This is a genomic window from Methylobacterium pseudosasicola (assembly GCF_900114535.1).
GTDB classification, from domain to species: domain Bacteria; phylum Pseudomonadota; class Alphaproteobacteria; order Rhizobiales; family Beijerinckiaceae; genus Methylobacterium; species Methylobacterium pseudosasicola.
Genome location: NZ_FOTK01000028.1, coordinates 51785 through 68883, shown reverse-complemented (window position 1 = coordinate 68883; position 17099 = coordinate 51785). Strand labels below are relative to the sequence as shown.

The 17099-nt window shown below is 71.3% G+C and carries 14 protein-coding genes; all 14 read left to right on the top strand.

Annotated elements, in window-relative coordinates; translation table 11 throughout:
- Window positions 1–83: 83 nt before the first annotated feature.
- The 14 genes from BM228_RS23085 to BM228_RS23020 all read left to right on the top strand — a co-directional run bounded on the left by BM228_RS23085 (window position 84) and on the right by BM228_RS23020 (window position 17089).
- Window positions 84–1406, top strand: a complete 1323-nt coding sequence (locus BM228_RS23085) for an NtaA/DmoA family FMN-dependent monooxygenase (RefSeq protein WP_092044308.1) — start codon at window positions 84–86, stop codon at window positions 1404–1406.
- 404 nt (window positions 1407–1810) lie between these two features.
- Window positions 1811–2803 carry an MsnO8 family LLM class oxidoreductase gene (locus BM228_RS23080; RefSeq protein ID WP_092044284.1) on the top strand — a complete coding sequence of 331 codons (993 nt, stop codon included), beginning with the start codon at window positions 1811–1813 and terminating at the stop codon, window positions 2801–2803.
- Between the two features lie 23 nt (window positions 2804–2826).
- A complete protein-coding gene (locus tag BM228_RS23075) occupies window positions 2827–4170 on the top strand; it encodes an LLM class flavin-dependent oxidoreductase (protein ID WP_092044282.1) in 1344 nt (447 codons plus the stop codon).
- 11 nt (window positions 4171–4181) lie between these two features.
- Window positions 4182–5360 carry a M20 aminoacylase family protein gene (locus tag BM228_RS23070; RefSeq protein WP_092044280.1) on the top strand — a complete coding sequence of 393 codons (1179 nt, stop codon included), beginning with the start codon at window positions 4182–4184 and terminating at the stop codon, window positions 5358–5360.
- A gap of 33 nt (window positions 5361–5393) precedes the next feature.
- Window positions 5394–5930, top strand: a complete 537-nt coding sequence (locus tag BM228_RS23065) for a GNAT family N-acetyltransferase (protein ID WP_092044274.1) — start codon at window positions 5394–5396, stop codon at window positions 5928–5930.
- A gap of 85 nt (window positions 5931–6015) precedes the next feature.
- Entirely contained in the window at window positions 6016–7794 is a 1779-nt protein-coding gene (locus BM228_RS35885) for an amino acid ABC transporter permease/ATP-binding protein (RefSeq protein ID WP_092044273.1), read from the top strand.
- Between the two features lie 24 nt (window positions 7795–7818).
- The gene (locus tag BM228_RS23055; RefSeq protein ID WP_092044272.1) at window positions 7819–8751 is read left to right on the top strand and encodes an ABC transporter substrate-binding protein; all 933 of its coding nucleotides are present in this window, start codon (window positions 7819–7821) and stop codon (window positions 8749–8751) included.
- Between the two features lie 29 nt (window positions 8752–8780).
- Window positions 8781–9707 carry an ABC transporter substrate-binding protein gene (locus BM228_RS23050; protein WP_425284985.1) on the top strand — a complete coding sequence of 309 codons (927 nt, stop codon included), beginning with the start codon at window positions 8781–8783 and terminating at the stop codon, window positions 9705–9707.
- A 3-nt stretch (window positions 9708–9710) separates the two neighbouring features.
- Entirely contained in the window at window positions 9711–10736 is a 1026-nt protein-coding gene (locus BM228_RS23045) for an LLM class flavin-dependent oxidoreductase (protein ID WP_092044269.1), read from the top strand.
- 49 nt (window positions 10737–10785) lie between these two features.
- On the top strand, window positions 10786–12441 hold the full coding sequence (locus BM228_RS23040; RefSeq protein ID WP_244537278.1) for an ABC transporter substrate-binding protein: 1656 nt from the start codon (window positions 10786–10788) through the stop codon (window positions 12439–12441).
- Complete coding sequence (locus BM228_RS23035; RefSeq protein WP_092044267.1) at window positions 12422–13387, top strand: ABC transporter permease; 966 nt, start codon at window positions 12422–12424, stop codon at window positions 13385–13387. The genes BM228_RS23040 and BM228_RS23035 overlap by 20 nt, the downstream gene beginning before the upstream one ends.
- A complete protein-coding gene (locus BM228_RS23030) occupies window positions 13384–14250 on the top strand; it encodes an ABC transporter permease (protein WP_092044265.1) in 867 nt (288 codons plus the stop codon). The genes BM228_RS23035 and BM228_RS23030 overlap by 4 nt, the downstream gene beginning before the upstream one ends.
- A 5-nt stretch (window positions 14251–14255) precedes the next feature.
- The gene (locus BM228_RS23025; protein WP_092044305.1) at window positions 14256–16016 is read left to right on the top strand and encodes a dipeptide ABC transporter ATP-binding protein; all 1761 of its coding nucleotides are present in this window, start codon (window positions 14256–14258) and stop codon (window positions 16014–16016) included.
- The gene (locus BM228_RS23020) at window positions 16013–17089 is read left to right on the top strand and encodes a PLP-dependent cysteine synthase family protein (protein WP_092044263.1); all 1077 of its coding nucleotides are present in this window, start codon (window positions 16013–16015) and stop codon (window positions 17087–17089) included. Before BM228_RS23025 ends, BM228_RS23020 begins: the two co-directional genes overlap by 4 nt.
- Window positions 17090–17099: the final 10 nt, after the last annotated feature.

The window sequence follows — 17099 nt, the reverse complement described above, 5'->3', positions numbered from 1 at the left end:
GGGGTTTGGCACCGGCGCCGAAGAGCCATGTGTTCCCGGAGGCCGCGCGCATCGCGTGCCGCGACCATCTCTCGGTGCCGGCCATGACGGGGGGCCGCCCCCGCCGCCTCAAGACCCTGGTCGGTGCCGCCAACGTCGTGGCCGCATCGAACGACGGCGATCCCACGATCGGCGTGAAGCGCGCGGTCGAACTCGCCCGCAAGGCGGAGGCCGAGACAATCACCGGCCTCTTCACCGCCGACCTCCTGCAGATCGACCCGGCGGGCCTGGCCGGAACCGCCGGCGCGCAGGAACCGCTCATCGCGCTCGCCGCCCTCAGCCAGGCGACGTCCCGGATCGGGCTGGTGGCGACCGTATCGACGAGCTTCCACCATCCCTACAATCTCGCCCGGCAGATCGGCACCCTGGACCATGTCAGCGGCGGCCGCGCGGCCTGGAACGCCGTGACCTCCTCGGTCGGCGAGGAGAATTTCGGCCAGGCGCTCCCCGGCCCGGAGGCGCGCTATGCCCGCGCCGCGGAGTTCATCGCAGTCGTCAACGCCCTCTTCGACGCGAACGAGCAGGATGCGGCCCACCGCAAGGGATCGGGGGCGATCGCCGTCGATCCGGCGAAGTTCCACCGGATCGACCATCGCGGGGAGCACTTCGCCGTCGCGGGGCCACTGAACATCCCGCCGCTGCCGCAGGGGCGGCCGGTGCTGTTCCAGGCCGGGCAGTCGGAGGCGGGGGTGAGCGTCGGGGCCCGCTACGCCGAGATCGTCTACACCGCGCAACCGACCCTGGAGGGTGCCGTCGCCTTCGCGACGGAGCTTCGCCGCCGCGCCACAGCCTACGGGCGCGGCGAGGCCCTGCCGCGCGTGATGAATTCTTTCCACGCCGTCATCGGCGAGTCCGAGGCGGATGTGGCCCGTCGGCTCCGGGAGAAGCACGCGCGGATCGATTACGAACAGGGCCGCCTCAAGCTCGCGGATATGCTGGGCGGCCAGGTCGACCTCGCGGGCCTCCCCCTCGACGCGCCGCTCCCCGCGGCGCTGCTGCCGGAGGTCGAGAGCATCAACCGCCGGCGCGGCCGCGTGGAGATCTTCCGGCGCTACGCCCGCCAGGGCCTGACCCTGCGTGCGCTCATCATCGAGGCCCAGGAGACCGGTCACTGGTCCGTCGCCGGCACCCCGGAGCAGTTGGCCGACGCCATCGAGGAGCGCTTCCGGGCCGGCGCCGTCGACGTGCTGACCCTGCATGGCCTGGGAAACCCGGACCAGGAGGATCTGCTGCTCAACGGCCTCCTGCCGGAGCTGCGGCGGCGCGCCCTCATCGACACCGATTACATCGGCGACGATTTCCGCTCCAATCTCGAACTGCCGCCGCTTCCCGAGCCGGCTACTCGCCCGCGCGCCCGACTCGCCTGAGCGCGGAGCGGCGAGGGGGGCGAACGGAGCAGGCCGCCGCAAGCCTTTCGGCGCGATGCGGCCGCCCCGGCGAGGCCGCCGGTCGAGAAATAATCTTTCAGTCGATCCGGCGGCAAGCAAATCAAACCCCTAAAACACCGCTCATCTTTGGGATCGACTGTCGTTGACGCGGGCATGAACCGGCCGGAGAATTGTCGGGTCAGAAGAAATGCTTAGCCGTTTCTTTGCGCGATCTTCTGCCGTGACATCCGCTGGGGCAGCAACGGTCAAGCAACGACACGGCGGTCGTGAATTCCGGAGCCCAGGCGGTCCATTGTGCTGATCACGATCCTCAAACCAGCCCCCCGGTCACGGATCCGGCGCTCGGGTATCTCGGCCCGCCCTCTGGAGCATCGGGCCTCGCGATGACCTACGCGCTCAGCCTGCTCGACAAGAGCCCCATCCTGGCGGACGAGCCGGCGGGCGCGGCGCTCCAGCGCACGATCGCGCTCGCACAGAATGCCGAGCGTCTCGGCTACAAGCGCTTCTGGGTAGCGGAGCATCACGCGAATCCGGGGCTCGCCAGTTCTGCGCCCGAGATCCTGATCGCCTATCTGGCGGCCCGGACGCAGCGCATCCGGATCGGCTCCGGCGGCGTGCTGCTGCCGCATTACAGCCCCTACAAGGTCGCGGAGACCTTCAACCTGCTCGCGACGCTGGCGCCGGACCGGATCGACCTCGGGATCGGCAAGGCGTTCGGGGGGCTACCCGATGCGACCCGCGCGCTGCGGCGCCTGCAGGATCCGGCGCGCCCGCCGCGCTTCGAGGAGCTGCTCGCGGAGCTCGACGGTTATCTCGCTTCCCGATCCGAGGCGGGGTCGCCGCCGGCCCTGCCGGTGCCGCCGGCCGCGCCCGAGCGGTTCCTCCTCGGCGCGAGTCCCGAATCGGCGCGGCTCGCCGCGGCGCGCGGCTGGCACTTCGTCTTCGCCGGGCAGCTCAACGGCGACCCGGGGGTGACCGAGGCGAGCCTCGACGCCTACGCGAAGGCGGGCGGCACGGGCGAAGTGCTGCTCGCGGTGACGGCCTTCGTGGCCCCGACCGCGGAGGAGGCGCGGGCGGTGACCGATCCGCTCAAGGTCTTCAGGGTCACCCTCGACGACGGCCAGAGCGTCAATCTCGGCACCGAGGAGCAGGCGGCCGAATATGCCCGGCAGGCCGGGGCCGCCTCCTACCGCACCGAGATCCGCAGGCCGCATGTGCTGTCGGGCACGGCCGAGGACGTGCGCGGCGAACTCGACCGGTTGCGGGCCCGCTTCGGGGTCCGCGAATTCATCGTCGACACGCCGCCCTCCGCGACCACCCGACGCCTCGCCTCCGTGACGCTGCTCGCGGGCGGCGCCTCGGCCCTCGCGGCCTGATCCAGGCCCGGAAAGACCCGCCCATGTCGCAGACCCGTCTCACCTTCGGCCTCATGCTCCAGGGCGGCGGCAGCCACATGAATGCGTGGCGGCATCCGAGCAATCCGGTCGATGCCAGCGTCAACCTCGACGTCTTCATCAGCAACGCGCGCAAGGCCGAGGCGAACGGGATCGCCTTCGCGTTCGTGGCGGACGGGCTCTACATCAACGAGAAGTCGATCCCGCACTTCCTGAATCGCTTCGAGCCGCTGACCCTGCTCTCGGCCCTGGCGGCCAACACGCAGAAACTCGGTCTCGTTGGGACGGTCTCGACCTCCTACAGCGATCCCTACACGATCGCCCGGCAATTCGCCTCGCTCGACCTGATCAGCGGCGGCCGGGCCGGCTGGAACGCCGTGACCTCGCCGCTCGAAGGCTCCGGGCGCAATTACAGCCGGCCCCATCCCGAGCACGCGCTGCGCTACGAGATCGCGCAGGAATATCTCGAGGTCGCGAAGGGGCTCTGGGATTCCTGGGACGACGACGCCTTCGTGCGCGACCGCGCGAGCGGGCGCTTCTTCGACCCCGACAAGCTGCATACGCTGAACCACAAGGGGCGCTTCTTCCAGGTGGAGGGGCCGCTCAACATCCAGCGCTCGCCCCAGGGCCAGCCGGTGCTGTTCCAGGCCGGGGCGTCCGAGTCGGGGATCGGGCTCGCGGGCCGTCACGCCGACGCGGTCTTCGCCAATCACGTGCCCCTGGAGGAGGCGCAGGCCCTCTACCGCGCGATCAAGACCAGCGCGGTGGCCCATGGACGGCGCGCGGACGACGTGAAGCTGTTCCCGGGGGCCGGGCTGATCGTCGGCCGCACGCGCGCAGAGGCCGAGGACAAGTATCAGGCGATCCGCGACCTGATCTCGATCGAGGACGCGCTCGCCTATCTCGGCCGCTTCTTCGACCATCACGATTTCAGCGCCTATCCCCTCGACGCGCCGTTCCCGGATCTCGGCGCGATCGGCCAGAACAGTTTCCGCTCGACCACGGACCGCATCAAGCGCAACGCCGCCGCGAAGGGGCAGACCCTGCGCGAGGCGGCGCTCGAGACCGCGACGCCGCGCACCGACCTGATCGGCTCGGCCGAGGAGGTCGCCGACCTGCTGATCGCGCGGGTCGAGAAGCAGGCGGCGGACGGGTTCGTCCTCGGCTTCCCCGTGATCGGCCAGGGCCTCGACGACTTCATCGCGCTCGTGATCCCGGTGCTGGAGGCGCGGGGCGTCTACGACCGCACGCTGCCGGGTAAGACCCTGCGCGACCATCTCGGCCTGCCGCGCCGCGCGAGCCGCTACAGCGCGCCGGGCGATGCCGCGCCGGTGCGCCAGGCCGGCTGAGGCGTCCTGCGATGACCATCCACGCCACCGTCGCCGAGAGGGGTATCGATCCGGGCATCCTCGCCTCGGTGGACGAGTTCGTCACGCTCCGGCACGACCTGCATCGGCACCCTGAACTCGCCTTCAAGGAGACCCGCACCGGCGCCCTCGTCGCCGAGCGGCTGCGCGGCTACGGCTACACGGTCACCACCGGGCTTGCCGGCACCGGCGTGGTCGGATTGCTCCGCAAGGGCTCGGGCGAACGGCGGCTCGGCCTGCGCGCCGACATGGACGCGCTGCCGATCGCGGAGGCGACCGATCTCCCCTACCGCTCGGGAACGCCCGGGACGATGCATGCCTGCGGCCATGACGGGCACACCGCGACGCTGCTGGCCGCCGCCAAGCGCTTGGCGGATCTGGATTTCTCCGGCACGCTGACCCTGATCTTCCAGCCGGCCGAGGAGATCGGCGCCGGCGCGCGCACCCTCGTCACCAAGGGGCTGTTCGAGCACTTTCCCGTCGACGCCGTCTTCGGGTTCCACAATTGGCCGGGGGTGCCGCGCGGGCAATTCGGCTTCGTCACGGGCCCCGCCATGGCGGCGGTCGACAAGGCCGAGATCCGTGTCGTGGGCCGGGGCGGCCACGGCGCGTCGCCCCACGAGACGGTGGACCCGGTTGTGGCGGCCTCGGCCATCGTGCTGGCGCTGCAGAGCATCGTCGCGCGCAACGTCGATCCGCGCGAGGCCGCCGTCGTCAGCGTCGGCGCGATCCACGGCGGCGAGGCCTCGAACGTCATCCCCGACAGCGTCGATCTCAGCCTGACGATCCGCAGCTTCGATCCGGCGGTGCGCGACCGGCTGGAGGAGCGCGTCACGGCGATCACGCGGGGCGTGGCCGAGAGCTACGGCGCGCGGGCGGAGCTGCGCTACCGCAGGGGCCTGCCGGCCCTGGTCAACCACGCGGCGGAGACGCGCTTCGCGCGGGACGTGGCCCTCGACGCCTTCGGTCCCGGCCGCCTGGAAGCCGATTTCAAGCCGCGCATGGCGAGCGAGGACTTCGCCTACCTCCTGGAGGCGCGGCCGGGCAGCTACCTGTTCGTGGGCAACGGCGACAGCGCGCCGCTGCACAGCCCCCAGTACGATTTCGACGATGCGATCCTCGCGCCGGCCGCGAGCCTCTGGGTTCGGCTCGCCCGCGCCTTCCTCGTCTGACCCTCCTTGCCCCCGCGATTGGATACAGCCGCCATGTCCGATCAGTTCGTCTACACCACGCCGTTGGACCCGCTGGCGCGCCCCCTCGTCGAACAGCTCACCTGGGAGTACGTCACCCGCTACGGCAGCTATTTCGGCGATCCGCCGGGCGCCGAGATGACCCGCTACCCGGCCGAACTGTTCGCGCCGCCGGACGGGAGCTTCGTGCTGCTCGTGCGGGACGGGCGCGCCATCGCGGGTGGTGCGTTCAAGCGCTACGACGACCACACGGCCGAACTGAAGCGGGTCTGGACCGACACGCAGTTCCGGCGGCAGGGTCTGGCACGCCGGGTCGTCGAGGAGCTCGAAGCCGAGGCCGGGCGACAGGGCTACGACCGCATCTACCTGACCACCGGATTCCGCCAGCCCGAGGCCAAGGGGCTCTACCTGGACCTCGGCTACACGCCGCTGTTCGACGTGTCGCTCGATCCCGAGATCTACAAGATCCTGCCCTTCGAGAAGGCGCTTCGCCCCCCGGCTGCGGTCGCCCAGCAGCTGGCCGCCGCCGTCGCCGCGTGCAGCCCCGCTTGAGTTCCGCCCCGCCGAGACGGCCATCCCAAGTGATCCTGCCCCAAGTGATCCTGCTCCAAATGATCCTGCCCCGAGAGAGCGTGCCATGACCTTCGCCAGCGACGTGGCGGGCCTGCCCGGACACGCCCACCGCCCGGACTCAGCCCGCGATTTCAGCCGCGCCCGGATCGTCCCGGCGCGCTATCCGGCGCGCAACATCGGGACGGTCTTCGCCGGTCTGGTGATCGCCGTGATCCTGCACTCGGTCCTCACCAACCCGCGCTGGGGCTGGGCGGTCTTCGCCGAGTGGTTCTTCGCCGAGCCGGTCCTGACCGGCCTCGGGCGCACCCTGCTCCTGACCCTGCTCAGCATGGTCTTCGGCTTCCTGCTCGCCGCCCTCCTGGCCTTCGCGCGCATCTCCGGCTCGCCGCTGCTCGCCGGCCTGTCCTGGGGCTACGTCTGGCTGTTCCGGTCGGTCCCGCTGATCGTCCTGCTCCTGATCCTCAACAATCTCGGATACCTCTACCCGACGCTCTCGATCGGGGTGCCTTTCACCGGGATCGGCTTCGGCTCCTGGCAGACGACCCAGCTGATCACGCCGTTCCTGGCGGCGGTGCTCGGCCTCACCCTCCACACCGCGGCCTTCTCGGCGGAGATCGTGCGCGGCGGCCTTCTCTCGGTCGACCAGGGCCAGCTTGAAGCGGCCGCGGCGCTGGGGCTGCCGTGGCGCCGGCAGCTCACCCGTATCGTGCTGCCCCAGGCGATGCGCTCGATCCTGCCGGCCGCCTTCAACCAAGTCACCGAGATCACGAAATACACCTCGGTCGTGTACATCCTGGCGCTGCCGGATCTGTTCTACACGGTCCAGGTCATCTACCGGCGCAACCTCGAAGTCATCCCGCTGCTGATGGTGGCGACGGTCTGGTACCTCGTCATCCTGACCATATTGTCCTTCGTCCAGCGCCATATCGAGCGCTACTACGCCCGCGGCGCGCTGCGCGAGCCGCCGCCCTCGCTGATCGCCCTGGCGCTCAAACGGATCCGGCGCGCCAGCGACGAGGCCGGCCGGGCCTCCGCCACGGACGCCGTGGCCGCCCCGGTCCCGCGGTCCAGCCTGTTCGCAGCCGGCGGCGAGATCCGGATCAGCGGCGTCTCGAAGAGCTTCGGCGCGCTCAAGGTGCTCGACGACGTGAGCCTCACCCTGCGGCCCGGCAGCGTGACCGCGATCATCGGCCAGTCCGGCTCGGGTAAATCGACCCTGCTGCGGGCGATCAACCACCTGGAGCGGGTCGATCAGGGCTTCATCGCGATCGACGGCGAGCTGATCGGCTACCGGCAGGACGGCGACGCGCTCCACGAGCTGAAGGAGAAGGACATCCTGAAACGGCGCGTCGATGTCGGCATGGTGTTTCAGACCTTCAACCTGTTCCCCCACCTCACGGCCATCGAGAACGTCATCGAGGCGCCCATGACGGTGCGCGGCGTGCCCCGCGCGCAGGCGCTCGCCGAGGCGCGCGAGCTTCTGGCCCGGGTCGGCCTCGCCGCGAAGGCCGACGCCTATCCCCGCCAGCTCTCGGGGGGCCAGCAGCAGCGGGTCGCGATCGCGCGCGCCCTCGCCCTCAAGCCGAAGGTGCTGCTGTTCGACGAGCCGACCTCGGCCCTCGACCCCGAACTCGTCGGCGAGGTGCTCCACGTGATCAAGGAACTCGCCCGCTCCGGCACGACCCTGGTGATCGTGACCCACGAGATCGGCTTCGCCCGCGAGGTCGCCGACCACGTCGTCCTGATGGAGGAGGGCCGCGTGATCGAGCAGGGACCGCCCCACCGGATGCTCACGGAGCCGGACCACCCGCGGACCCGGGAATTTCTCGCCAAGGTTCTCTGACCCCTCTCGAAAAGGCTCTCGACCGTGCTCACCCGCCGCAGATCCCTTGCCCTCCTCGCCGCCGCCACCTCGGGGGCGCTCGTGTCCGGCCGCGCCCTCGCCCTGGAGGCGTTCGACTTCTCCCCCGAGCAGCCCGGGCGGGTGCGCGCCGCCCGCGACGAGGAGGCGATCCGGCTCATCGCCAAGGACGCGCGCTTCGCCCAGGACGGCGTGTTCACCGTGGCCAACAATGGCGGCCGCTTCCCGTTCGGCGGGTACGCCACCGACACCAAGACGATCATCGGGTCCGAGCCCGACATCGCGCAGCTCGTGGCGGATGCACTCGGCCGCAAGCTCGAGATCGTGCCGGTTTCCTGGTCCGACTGGCCCCTCGGCGTCGTCTCGGGCAAGTACGACGCGGTCATTTCGAACGTCACCGTCACCGAGCAGCGCAAGGAGAAGTTCGACTTCTCGACCTACCGCAAGGACCTGCTCGGCTTCTACGTGCGGAAGGACAACCCGATCGTCATTCGCGAGCCGCGCGACGTGGCCGGGCTCCGGGTGATCGTCTCCGCCGGCACCAACCAGGAGCAGATCCTGCTCCGCTGGAACGACCAGAACGTGAAGGCCGGGCTCAAGCCGGTCGAGTTCCAGTATCACGACGACGACGTGGCGCTCTACCTCTCCATCGAGTCCGGCCGGGCCGACGCCTATCTCGGGCCGAACGCGCTCCTGGGCTTCAAGGCGGCGCAGGAGGGCAAGACCCGGCTCGCCGGCAATTTCAGCGGCGGCTGGCCGGTGCTCGCCGAGATCGCGGTGACGACGCGGAAGGGCGCGGGCCTCGCCGAGGCGATCACGCACGCGCTCAACACCCAGATCAAGAACGGACACTACGCCCAGGCGCTGGCGCGCTGGAACCTCTCGGCCGAGGCCATCGAGGAATCCCGCACCAACCCGCCGGGCCTGCCGCGGACCTGACCGGCGCAGCCGGGAATCGGAGGCTTTCGATGAGTCCACGGTGGATGCGCCTGTCGCTCGTCCTCGGCGCGCTGTGGGCGGGCCCCCTCGCCGCGGCGGAGGGGCCGTTCGACCTCGGTCCGGAGCAGCCGGGCCGGATCCGGGTCGCGACGGACCCGGCCGCGATCGCCCGCCTCCCGAAGGATTACCGGTTCGCCGAGCCCGGCGCCTTCACGGTGGGGATCACCCCGGGCGGGCCGCCGCTCGGGAGCTACGCCACCGATGCCAGGACCGTGGTCGGGGCAGATCCCGACTTCGCCCAGCTGATCGCCGACAGCCTCGGCCTGCGGCTCAAGCTCGTTCCGGTGGCGTGGGAGGATTGGCCGCTCGGGCTGAGCTCCGGCCGATACGACGCGGTAATCTCGAATGTCGGCGTCACCGAGCAGCGCAAGGAGAAGTTCGACTTCACCACCTACCGGCAGGGCCTACACGGGCTGTTCGTGAAGGCCGACAGCCAAATCACGCAGATCCGCGAGCCGAAGGACGTGGCGGGCCTCAGCATCAGCCTCGGCGGCGGCACCAACCAGGAGCGCATCCTGGTGGAGTGGAACAAGCAGAACCTCGCGGCGGGGCTCAAGCCCCTCGAGCTGCAGCTGTTCGACGACGAGGCCGCCCGCCTCGTGGCTCTGCGCTCGGGCCGGGCCGACGTGATCGTGCAGCCGCACGCGCAGCTCGTGTTCGTGGCCGCGCGCGACAAAGACATCCGGCAGGCGGGCACGCTCAGCGCCGGCTGGCCACTGACATCGGATGTGGCGATCGCGACCCGCAAGGGCAGCGGCCTAGTCGACGCGCTGACGCTCGCTACCAACGACCTGATCGCCAACGGCACGTATGGGCGGGCCCTGGCCCGGTGGGGCTTGGAGGAGGAGGCGCTGCCGCGCTCCGAGACCAACCCGCCCGGCCTGCCGAAGTTCTGAGCGATGGCGCAGGCTTCGATCCGGCAGATCGCCTTCCTGACCCCGGGCAATTACGACGAGTCCGATCCGCGCGCCGGGTTGGAGCAGACCCTCGACCTGTTCGCCACCGGCGAGGCCCTCGGCTTCGATGGGGCCTGGGTGCGCCAGCGCCACCTCGAACCCGGCATCTCGTCGGCAGCGACCTTCCTGGCGGCCGCCACGCAGCGCACGCGCCGGATCGACCTCGGCACGGCCGTGATCCAGATGGGCTACGAGAACCCGTTCCGGCTGGCGGAAGACCTGTCGCTGGTGGACATCCTGTCCGGCGGCCGGCTCCAAGTCGGATTGAGCGCCGGGCCGCCGGCCTACGGGGCGTTGCTCGGCGACCGCTTCCTGGATGGCGATCCGGCCCTTGTCGACCACTCGCATCGCCGCGTGGCGCGGCTCGCCGCCAATCTCGACGGCGACTGGCTCGGCGAGCCCGACACGCGCATCACCTCGGCGGCCGGCACCCATCGGCCCCGGCTGCGCCCGCACGCGCCGGGGCTGCGCCAGAGGCTGTGGTACGGCGGCGGCTCGCTGCGCTCGGTCCGCTGGGCCGCCGAGAACGGCTTCCATCTCCTCATCGGCAACATCAACATTGCGGAGGAGCGGGACGGCTTCTTCGCGACCCAGGCCCACCACGTCGAGCTTTTTCGCGCGCAGTGGCGCGGTGTCGGCGCGCCGCGGATCGCGCTCGGCCGGGTGATCGTGCCCCTCGACGGCGCCGACCCGGCGACCCGGGCGCGCTACCGCGACTATGCCGCGAGCCGCCACGCCCGCACCCGCGAGCCGCAGGGCGAGCGGCGGACCCAGTTCGCGCCCGATCTCGTCAGCACCGCGGCCGAGATCGTCGAACGGCTGCGCGCCGATCCGATCCTGCCCTTCGCCGACACCCTGCGGCTGGAGTTGCCCTACAGCTTCGCCCTCGACGCGTACCGCCAGATCCTGGCGGACTTCAGGACTCTGATCGCGCCGCAGCTCGGCTGGGGCGTGGAGGCGGCCGCATGAGCGGCCCGCATCGATCGCAACTCCGGGCAAGGGGCCCCGACGGACAGCCATGACCAACCTGCGTGACGATGCTTCCCCTCCGGCCCCGGGCCGGCCCCTCCGGCGCCCCGCCATCCTGGGCAGGCTCGGCATGCTCGCGGCCGCCGCCGTCTGTCTCCTCGGCGCCGCCGCGCGGGATTGCCGGGCGGACGGGCCGGTCCCGGGCGGGACGCTGACGGTCGGCCTCGCCTCCGACACGGCGATCATCGATCCCTCGATCACCGGCAGTTCGATCACCGCCCTGATCACCCGGCACGTGGTCGATTCCCTCGTCGGCCAGGCCGAGGACAAGAGCTTCACCCCCTGGCTCGCCGAGCGCTGGGAGGTGAATGCCGACAACACCGTCTACACGTTCCATCTGCGCCGCGGCGTGACCTTCAGCGACGGCACCCGGCTCGACGCCGAGGCGGTGACGTTCAACATCAATCGCATCCTCGATCCGAAGACGACGTCGAGCTACGCCAAGTCCCTGCTCGGCCCGCTCGATACCGTCACCGCCCCGGACCCGGACACCGTCGTGTTCCGGTACACGCAGCCCTTCGTGCCGCTGCTGCAGGGCCTGAGCCTGCCCTATCTCGGCATCCAGTCGCCGACCTACCTGCGCGACGCGCGCAGCACCACGAACACCGTCGTCGGCTCGGGCCCGTTCATTCTCGAACGCTACGTCAAGGGCAGCGGCAGCCACCTGGTCCGGCGCAAGGATTATGCGTGGGGGCCTGGCTTCGCCGCCCATACCGGGCCGGCCTATCTCGACGCCATCGCGTTCCGCTATCTGCCGGAAGCCGCGGTGCGGCTCGGGGCGCTCACGAGCGGGCAGATCCAGGCGATCGACGAGGTGCCGCCGGCGAATTTCCGCGCGGTCCAGGCGGATCCGCGCCTGCGCGTTGTCACGCGCGAGAACCCGGGGGTGAACTGGTCGCTGTTCCTGAACACCAGCCGCGGCCCCTTCGCCGATATCCGGGTCCGACAGGCGTTCCAGAGCGCGATCGACATCCCGGCGCTCGTCAAGGTCGCCTTCTTCGGCAGCCTGAAGCCCGCCGACAACATCCTCGGCCCCGCGACCCTCCATTACGATCCGGCGGTGGCGCGCAGCTGGGGCTTCGATCCGCAGCGGGCGGCGCGGCTGCTCGACGAGGCCGGCTGGACACGGACGGGTCCGGAAGGCATCCGCACCAAGGCCGGCGCGCGGCTCGCTATCCGCCTCGTCTACGACACCGCTTTCTGGGGGGCCGACAACCTGACTCTGGTCCAAGCCGTCCAGTACGCGGTGAAGAAAGCCGGCTTCGATCTTCAGCTGGATCCGGTCGATGCCGGCGGGTTCACGGCCCGGACCGCCGCCAACGACTACGATAGCGCCTCGATCTACTATGTCCGCCCCGAGCCGGATATCCTGCGCACGGTCTTCCATTCGGCCTATATCCCGCCCAACGGGGCGAATTTCTCCCGCGTCACCGCCCTCGACGCGGCGCTGACGCAGGCGGTCGGCGCGCCCGACGCGGTGCGCGGGGGTCTCTACCGGCAGATCCAGGCCGAGATCATCGGGTCTGCCTACGCGGTGCCGCTCTACGTGCCGGCGTTCCAGCTGGGCGCGTCGAAGCGCCTGAACGGCATCAGCTGGACAGCGAACGCCAAGCCGAGCTTCTACGATGCCTGGCTCGCCCCGTAGCCGAACCGCCCTGGCCGGGCTCGCCGTCGCGCTGCAGCGCCTCGGCGTGATCCTCAGCGTGCTCTGGGCGGCTGCGACGATCGCCTTCGTCGCGATCAAGGCGATTCCGGGCGATCCCGTCGCCATCCTGACCGGCGGCGAGAACATCGTCGACGCCGCCGAGCGGGCCGCCCTCGTCGCGCGCTACGGTCTCGACCAGCCCCTGGCGGTCCAGTACGCCCGCTACGTCGCGCACGCGCTCGCCGGGGATTTCGGCCAGAGCTACCAGTATCGGCTGCCGGTGATCACGGTCATCGCCGAAGCCGCAGGCCCGACGCTCCAGCTCGCGGGCGCCGCCATGGTCCTGGCTCTCGGCCTCGGCCTCGCGAGCGCCCTGGTCTCAGCCGGCCGCCGCGGATGGCTGCGCGGCGTGCTCTCCGGCCTCGAACTCGCGGTGCTGAGCACGCCGGTCTACTGGTTCGGCCTGCTGCTGCTCGTGCTGTTCAGCTTCACCCTCGGCTGGTTTCCGATCATCGGTGGCGAGGGGATCCCGGCGCTGGTCCTGCCGGCGGTGGCGCTCAGCCTGCCGCTGGCCGCGCTTCTCGCGCAGGTGCTGCGGGACGGGCTGGAGGAGGCGCTGGCGCAGCCCTTCGCGCTCACGATCCGGATGCGCGGCGTCGGCGAGGCGGCTTTGCGCCTGCGTCACGCCCTGCGCCATGCGGCGCTCGCCGCCTCGACGCTGGCCGGCACGCTGTTCGCCGGCGTGCTCGGCGGCTCGATCCTGACCGAGACGGTGTTCGGCCGCTCCGGCATCGGCCAGATCACGATCCAGGCGATCCGGACCCGGGACATGCCGCTCCTCCTCGGCCTGATGATGCTCTCGGCGCTGGCCTCGGTGCTGATCAATCTCTCCCTCGACACCCTGTACCGGCGCATCGATCCGCGCCTGAGGCGGACCGCGCCATGACCGACATGCTCGCGATCATCGGCCGGCTCCGCCCCGATCCCGGCGCGCCCGCGCTCTGGCATAGGCCCGGCCTCCTCGTGCCCCTCGTCCCCGTGCTGCTCCTGGCCGTCGCCACCGCCGCGCCCGGCCTGTTCACCGGGCTCGCCCCCGACGCGATCGACACCGATGCGATCCTGGCGCACCCCGGCCCGGCCCACTGGTTCGGGACCGACCAGCTGGGGCGGGACGTCTTCGCCCGGGTGGTCCACGGCACGTCGCTGTCGCTGACCATCGGCCTCGGCGCGACGCTGGTTGCCTGCGCGGGCGGCGTGCTCCTGGGACTGGCGGCGGCGCTCGCCCCACCGGTCGTGCGGGCGATCCTCGTGCGGCTGATCGATGTGTTCCTCGCCTTCCCCGAGATCCTGCTCGCGCTCCTCGTCATCGTGGCCCTGGGCCGCGGGCCGGCCAACACCCTGCTGGCGGTGGGCCTTTCGAGCATCGCGGGCTATGCGCGGCTGGTGCGGTCGCAGGTCCTGCGGGTCGTCCGGTCCGGCTATGTCGAGCACGCCGTGGCGCTGGGCGAGCCGCGCCGGACGATCATCCTCCGTCACGTCATCCCGAATGCGACCCGGCCGCTCGTGGTGGTGGCGACCATCGGCCTCGGTCATGCGGTCCTGACCGCCTCGGCCCTGAGCTTCATCGGTCTCGGCGTGGTGCCGCCGGTGGCCGAGTGGGGTGCGCTGCTGGCCGACGGCCGCAACTACCTCGACACGGCGCCCTGGATCAGCGTCCTGCCGGCCACCGTCGTCGCGGTCTCGGTGATCGCCATCACGATCCTCGGGCGCGGGCTGCAAGACCTGCTGGCCGGGAGCGACGGCGCGTGACCGGCGTGGGCGCCGATCCTCGCGGCCCGGCTCTCCGGGAGGAGGCCGGGGCCACCCCCGTCCTCGCGGTCGAGGGGCTGCGCGTCGCCTTTCCGGGCCGGAGCGGCCCGGACGAGGTGGTGCGCGGCGTCTCCTTCGCCATCAGGCCGGGCGAGGTCCTGGCGCTGGTCGGCGAATCGGGATCGGGCAAGTCGGTCACCGCCCGGGCCCTTGTCGGGCTGGCGGGGGCCCGCGCCCGGATCCAGGCCGAGGCGTTGCGGCTGACCGGCCACGAGGACCGGGCTCTCGACCTGCTCGGCCTCTCGGAGCGCCGGTGGCGCGCCGTCCGCGGCCGGCAGGTCGGGTTCGTGCTCCAGGATGCCCTGGTCTCCCTCGATCCGCTGCGCAGGATCGGCCAGGAGGTCGCAGAGCCGATCCGCGCGCATCGCCTGCTGCCCCGGGACGCGGTGGCGGGGGAGGTGCAGGCCCTGCTCGCCCGCGTCGGCATCCCCGACCCCGCAATCCGGGCGGCGCAATACCCGCACGAACTCTCCGGGGGCCTGCGGCAGCGGGCGCTCATCGCCTCGGCGCTGGCAGGCCGCCCGCGCCTCCTCATCGCCGACGAGCCGACCACCGCCCTCGACGTCACGATCCAGCGCCAGATCCTGGCGGTCTTCGCGGATCTGGCCCGGGCCGGCCACGGGCTGCTGCTGATCACGCACGACCTCGCGGTCGCCGCCCAGGTCGCCGACACGATCGCGGTGATGCAGCACGGCGTGATCGTCGAGGCGGGTCCGGCCCGGGCGGTGCTGGCGGATCCCCGCCACACCTATACCCGCCGCCTGCTGGCCGCGGTCCCGGGCCCCGGGACGCGCCGGGGCTGGCTCTCCAGAGCCGGCGCCCGCCCGGAACGGGCGAGGGATCCTCGTCCGGCCGAGCCTATCCTCGAAATCCGCGACGTCGCCGTCCGGTTTTCCCGCCCGGGCGGGGCGGTCGATGCCCTGGCCGGAATCTCGCTTCGGGTGCGGCGGGGCGAGACCTTCGGCATCGTCGGTGAATCGGGCTCGGGGAAGACCACCCTGGGCCGGGTCGTCCTCGCCCTTCAGCGGGCGGATCGCGGCGAGGTCCTGTTCGAGGGTCGGCCCTGGAGCACGCTGCCGGAGCGGAGCCGCCGACCGTTGCGCCCGCGGATCCAGACCATCGTTCAGGATCCCCTCGGCTCGTTCGATCCGCGCGACACCGTGCGGCGGATCCTCGAACAGCCCCTGCGCCTGCAGCCCGGCCTCGCCGCTGGCCAGCGCGCCGCGCGGGCGGCCGAACTGATGGCCCTCGTCGGGCTGCCCCGCGAGATGCTGGCGCGACAGCCCCGAACGCTCTCGGGCGGCCAGCGCCAGCGCGTGGCGATCGCCCAGGCCCTGGCCGGCCAGCCCGACCTCCTCGTCTGCGACGAGCCGGTCTCGGCCCTCGATGTCACGACCCAGGCCCAGATCCTGGACCTCCTGGCCGACCTTCAGCACCGCTTCGGCCTGACCCTCCTGCTGATCTCGCACGATCTCGGCGTGATCCAGCACATGAGCGACCGCGTCGCGGTGATGAAGGATGGCCGGATCGTCGAGACCGGGACGGTCGAAGACATCTTCGCGGCGCCCGCCGATCCCTACACCCGGCGCCTTCTGGCGGCGCTGCCCGCGCTGCCGGCCCGCGCGGCGCCGGAGGTGGAGGCGGCCGCCGAACCGATCGTTCCGGGCGACGCTGCGCACGCCCCCGGCCTGGAGATCGACGCATGACCGCATGGTCCGACAACGCTTGGCCCGATCATCTCGCCGCGCTGATCGGCAACACACCGTTGCTGGAATTGAAGCGCTTCGGCGGCCGGCAGACCAGTCCCTGCCGCATCCTGGCGAAGATCGAGTACCTGAACCCGGCCGGCAGCATCAAGGACCGCACCGCCTGGGGGATCATCCGCGCCGCGGAGGCGGACGGGCATCTCCGGCCCGGCCAGACGCTGGTCGATCTCACCAGCGGCAATACCGGGATCGGGCTCGCCGCCCTGGCTGCGGCCCGGGGCTACCGGGCGAAGTTCTACCTGCGCGCCTCCACCAGCCCCGAGAAGATCGGCCTGATCCATCAATACGGCGCCCGGACGATCCTGATCGACGATGCCGAGTTCCTGCAGCCCGGCGCCGTGGACCTCATCATCGATCGGGTGAGGCAGGAGAATCCGGAGGCCTTCTACACCAACCAGCGCGGCAATCCGGCCAATCCCCGGATCCATTTCGAGACGACCGGCCCGGAGATCTGGCGGGATACGGCGGGGGCGGTGGACATCCTCGTGTCGGCGGTGGGAACCGGCGGTACGGTCTCGGGCACCGGCCGGTACCTGAAATCGCAGAAGCCCGGCCTGAAGGTGGTGGTGGTCGAGCCGGCGGCCGGCTCCGTCCCGACTCCCGACCATCCGGACGTGGACACCGTCGAGGGCGTGCACAAGGTGACCGAGGTGGAGGCGCAGCATCTCCCCGGCAACTACGATTCCGGCGTCGTCGACGCGGTGATCGCGTGCGAGACGGCCCAGGCCCGGCTCACGGCGCGGGCTCTGGCGCGGGACGAAGGGCTCACGGCCGGGCCGTCCTCGGGCGCAGTTCTGTTCGCGGCAGCCCAATTGGCCGCGCGCCAGGAGAATGCGGGCCGGACCATCGTCGCCATCGTCGCGGATAGCGGCGAGCGCTACCTCTCCCAGCCTGGCGTCGAGGGAGACCGGACGCCTCATCCCGCACCCGCCCCCCAGCGGCGATCGGGCGCGTGGTCGAGCCAGCCTATCAGAACCGGTCCGAAGCCGAGCTATTATGGTCCCCTCGGCTGAGCCTCCGATG

Coding starts and splice junctions, on each gene's coding strand:
- BM228_RS35885 (WP_092044273.1), top strand. CDS start 6,016: ATGACCTTCGCCAGCGACGTGGCGGGCCTGCCCGGACACGCCCACCGC.
- BM228_RS23085 (WP_092044308.1), top strand. CDS start 84: ATGACGGGGGGCCGCCCCCGCCGCCTCAAGACCCTGGTCGGTGCCGCC.
- BM228_RS23040 (WP_244537278.1), top strand. CDS start 10,786: ATGACCAACCTGCGTGACGATGCTTCCCCTCCGGCCCCGGGCCGGCCC.
- BM228_RS23065 (WP_092044274.1), top strand. CDS start 5,394: ATGTCCGATCAGTTCGTCTACACCACGCCGTTGGACCCGCTGGCGCGC.
- BM228_RS23080 (WP_092044284.1), top strand. CDS start 1,811: ATGACCTACGCGCTCAGCCTGCTCGACAAGAGCCCCATCCTGGCGGAC.
- BM228_RS23020 (WP_092044263.1), top strand. CDS start 16,013: ATGACCGCATGGTCCGACAACGCTTGGCCCGATCATCTCGCCGCGCTG.
- BM228_RS23030 (WP_092044265.1), top strand. CDS start 13,384: ATGACCGACATGCTCGCGATCATCGGCCGGCTCCGCCCCGATCCCGGC.
- BM228_RS23050 (WP_425284985.1), top strand. CDS start 8,781: ATGAGTCCACGGTGGATGCGCCTGTCGCTCGTCCTCGGCGCGCTGTGG.
- BM228_RS23075 (WP_092044282.1), top strand. CDS start 2,827: ATGTCGCAGACCCGTCTCACCTTCGGCCTCATGCTCCAGGGCGGCGGC.
- BM228_RS23070 (WP_092044280.1), top strand. CDS start 4,182: ATGACCATCCACGCCACCGTCGCCGAGAGGGGTATCGATCCGGGCATC.
- BM228_RS23045 (WP_092044269.1), top strand. CDS start 9,711: ATGGCGCAGGCTTCGATCCGGCAGATCGCCTTCCTGACCCCGGGCAAT.
- BM228_RS23035 (WP_092044267.1), top strand. CDS start 12,422: ATGCCTGGCTCGCCCCGTAGCCGAACCGCCCTGGCCGGGCTCGCCGTC.